Below are 3,624 nucleotides of genomic sequence, written 5' to 3'. Positions count from 1 at the left end.
CGGGCATCGGCGGGGCGGCGGAGTCACCGTTCGAAACGGAATCGGCATCGGCATGATCGGCGGACCCACCCAGCGCCTCGCGCGACTGCGCGGCGAAGCGTTGCAGGAAGGCCGCGATATGACGCGTAATGCCCGCATCGGCCGCATAGGGCAGACCGAATTCGACGATCGCCGCACGCGAGCGGCGCGGCAGATCGCGCGGGCCGACCGCCGGAAAGAACCCGTCGACGACGATGCGCTCGGCCTCGTCGCGGCCCAGTTGCGTCGAGCGCGCGCCGCCGATCAACCGCGCGCCCGCACCGAGCAGCGTGATGCGGACCGACTCGGGCGCGGCGTCGCCGAGCAGTTGCTCCTTGGCGACGCGGCAGCGCTCGACGAGCTGCGACAGGCTGGCGGCCGAGAGCCGCGCGTCCTGCGTCGCGAGCCGGCTTTCGGCCAGGTGCGCGAGCGCGAGGTCCATGTTGTCGCCGCCCAGCATCAGATGGTTGCCCACGCCGATGCGCGTCAGCTGCGGCTCGCCGTCCTCGAAATGGACCTTGATGAGCGTGAGGTCGGTCGTGCCGCCGCCCACGTCGCAGACGAGCACGAGACGCGTCTGCGCGAGTTCGGCTTGCAGCGCGTCGCGATGATGGAACAGCCAGTCGTAGAACGCGGCCTGCGGCTCTTCGAGCAGACGCAGCGTGGGCAGTTGCGCGCGCCGCGCGGCTTCGAGCGTGAGCGCGCGCGCGCCGTCGTCGAACGAGGCGGGCACGGTGAGCACCACGTCCTGATGTTCGAGCGGCGCGTGCGGAAAACGATGATGCCAGGCCGCGCGCACGTGCGCGAGATAGCTGGCGCTCGCGTCGACGGGCGAGACCTTCGCGACGTCGTCGGGCGCGCCCCAGGGCAGGATCGGCGCGAGCCGGTCGACCGAGGCGTGCGAGAGCCAGCTTTTCGCGCTGGCCACGAGCCGTCCCGGCACCTGCGCGCCGAGCGTGCGCGCGAGCTTGCCGATGACGGGCGCGGGCGTGTCGGCCGTGGAGGTGGCGGACGAAGCCTTGGCGTCGCGCCACGGCAAACGCAGCGCGTCGGCAGCGAGTTCGCCGGGCGCGGGGTGATAGCGCGCCGAAGGCAGCAACGGCTGCGCGCTGACTTCGCCGAGCCCCGTCAGCTGCTCAATCTCGAACACGCCGATGTTGCCCGCAGCGGCCCCGCTCGCGCCGGCTTCGGCCCAGGCCACGACCGTGTTGCTCGTTCCCAGGTCGATGCCGACGACGTATTGCTTCATCGCGTTCTCAGGCGGATCGGACTTCAAGCGTGCGCTCAGAAGCTCGCGCCCTGGCCAGCGCCTTCGCTTGCGCCGCCGCGCACGTCGAACTCGACTTTCCAGCGCTCGTCGCTACCCGAGGGCACGGCTTCGAGTTCGAGCGTGCCCGCTTCGGTCACGCGCGCATGCAGCCTGACCGCGACGACTTCGCCCACGGTTCGGCCCGCGCTGGGCAGCGTGGCCTGAATCGATTCGAGTTCCTGCAGTTCCTCGGGGGACCAGAAGTCGAGCATCGTGCCCACCTGATCCTGACGGCGCACCGACGAGCCGAAGAAGCGGAATTGCACCGGCTCGCCCACGACGAGGCCGAATTCCTGCGGCGGCAACGCGGCGTCGCTGCCTTCTTCCATGCCGAAGGGCGCGACGCAGAGCGCCGAAATGGGCGGTTCGAGGCCCGGCACCGCGGGCATGGCCGACTCGATCGCCACGTAGTACGCGCGCGCCGTGCCGCCGCGAATGCGCACGCCCTTGCCGCGCTTCACATAGCCGTAATAGGCCGCGCCGCGCGCGACCGCGAGGTCGAGGTCCGCGCCGCCGAGCAGACGCGCGGGGGCCGCGCCTTCCGCCGACAGCCAGCCGTTGATGATCTCGAGCACACGCCCGGCGAGCAGCGACGACTTGAACACGCCGCCGTTGAACAGCACGGCGGTGGGATGCAGGAAGCTCGTGCCCTCGGCGGGCGCGCCGAAGCCTTCGACTTCCGCGAGCGCCGCGACCTGGCGGCCAAGGAAGGCCGCGAGATGGCGCGTGACGCCCGCGTCCTGCGCGTAGGGCAGGCCGAGTTGCGTGAGGCCGGCGCGGGTGCGCACGACCGGACGCGCCGCGGCGTCCACGCGCGGGAAGAAGCCTTCGAGGATCGTGGCCGTGAGTTCGGCGCGCGTGAGTTCGGTGCGGATCGAGCCGCCGATCAGCTTCGAGCCGCGGCTCGGCACCACCAGCGGCACCGCTTCGAGGCTGGCGTCGGAAAGCAGTTGCTCCTTGGCCGAACGGCAGGCGTAGGTGAGCGCGCGCAACTGCCACGGATCGGCCTGCGTGCCTTGCTGGGCGAGCTTGCGTGCGACCACGTGCGCGAGCGCGAGGTCCATGTTGTCGCCGCCGAGCAGGATGTGTTCGCCGACGGCCACGCGCAGCAGTTCGAGATTGCCTTCGCGCTCGACCACGGCGATCAGCGAGAGGTCGGTGGTGCCGCCGCCCACGTCCACGACGAGGATGATGTCGCCGACCTTCACGTCCTTGCGCCACGCGCCGCCGCTCTTCTGGATCCAGCTATAGAGCGCGGCCTGCGGTTCTTCGAGCAGCGTCATGCTGGTGTAGCCGGCGGCCTGCGCGGCCTCGGCCGTCAGCTCGCGCGCGGCCGGATCGAACGAGGCCGGAATCGTGACGGTGACGTCCTGCTGCGCGAACGGCGCATCCGGATGCGCGTGATCCCAGGCTTCACGCAGATGCGTGAGATAGCGGATCGAGCTTTCGAGCGGCGAGACGCGCGCGACTTCGGGCGGCGCGTCGTTCGGCAGGATCGCCGCGCGGCGGTCCACGCCCGGATGGCAGAGCCAGCTCTTCGCGCTCGACACGAGTCGGATGGGCGTGCCCGCGCCACGGCTGCGCGCCATTTCGCCGACGGCGTACTCGCGCGAGGCGGTCCACGGCAGCGTCAGGTCGCCGGGCGTGAGCTCGCCCGCGTTCGGCAGATAGAGAAACGAGGGCAGCAGCTCGGGCGACTCGATCGCGCCCGGCGCGGTGAGTTGCGTGACGGGCAGCACGCCCTGCACGGTCTTCTCGCCGTCACTGGCGGCGAGGTCGACGTAAGAGAGGGCGCAGTGCGTCGTGCCCAGATCGACGCCGATCGAAAAACGCGGATCGCTCACAGTTCCACCTCGGCCGGTGCGATGACCTTCGCGTCGTGCGACTTCACGAGCTTGGGCAGTTTGACGTCTTCGACGCGCCAGCCGCGATGGCTGACGGTGCCGGTGAACGGCGCGGAGCCGACCACGTTGCCGGTCAGGCGGATGGCGGTGGCGTCGAAGCCTTCCGCGATGGTCACGCGGCTGCCTTCGGCCTCGCTGCGCACCGGGCGGATCGTGAAGTGCTCGCGCAGCGTGGCGCGGCAGCCTTCGTGGACGAGACGCGCGGCCGCGCCGATGTCGGCGTCGTTGTAGCCGGCGATGTCTTCCTCGACGAAATCGACGAAGCGCGCATTACGCTGCAGCAGGCCGAGCAGTTGCAGCGCCGATTGCGGGCTGGCTTCCTCGATGGCGGCGACGGGCGCGGGAGCGGGCGCAGCAACGGGTGCAGGCGTGGCCACGGGGGCGGCGGCAGGC

At 70.9% G+C, this 3,624-nt stretch carries 3 protein-coding genes; all 3 read right to left on the bottom strand.

The window, feature by feature from the left end; all coding sequences use genetic code 11:
* The coding region (locus G3N97_RS37450) for an Hsp70 family protein (RefSeq protein ID WP_205997789.1) at nt 1-1,267 on the bottom strand (1,267 nt) is incomplete at its 3' end.
* A 35-nt stretch (nt 1,268-1,302) separates the two neighbouring features.
* Complete coding sequence (locus G3N97_RS37445; RefSeq protein WP_205997788.1) at nt 1,303-3,171, bottom strand: Hsp70 family protein; 1,869 nt, start codon at nt 3,169-3,171, stop codon at nt 1,303-1,305.
* A partial coding sequence (locus tag G3N97_RS37440; RefSeq protein ID WP_205997787.1) for a DUF2760 domain-containing protein occupies nt 3,168-3,624 on the bottom strand: 457 nt, incomplete at its 5' end. The genes G3N97_RS37445 and G3N97_RS37440, both read right to left, overlap by 4 nt.

Source organism: Paraburkholderia sp. Ac-20347 (genome assembly GCF_017104805.1).
Classification (GTDB): Bacteria; Pseudomonadota; Gammaproteobacteria; order Burkholderiales; family Burkholderiaceae; genus Paraburkholderia; species Paraburkholderia tropica.
Note: the sequence above shows the minus strand (reverse complement) of the source record. Positions and strands in the feature narration are given on the sequence as shown.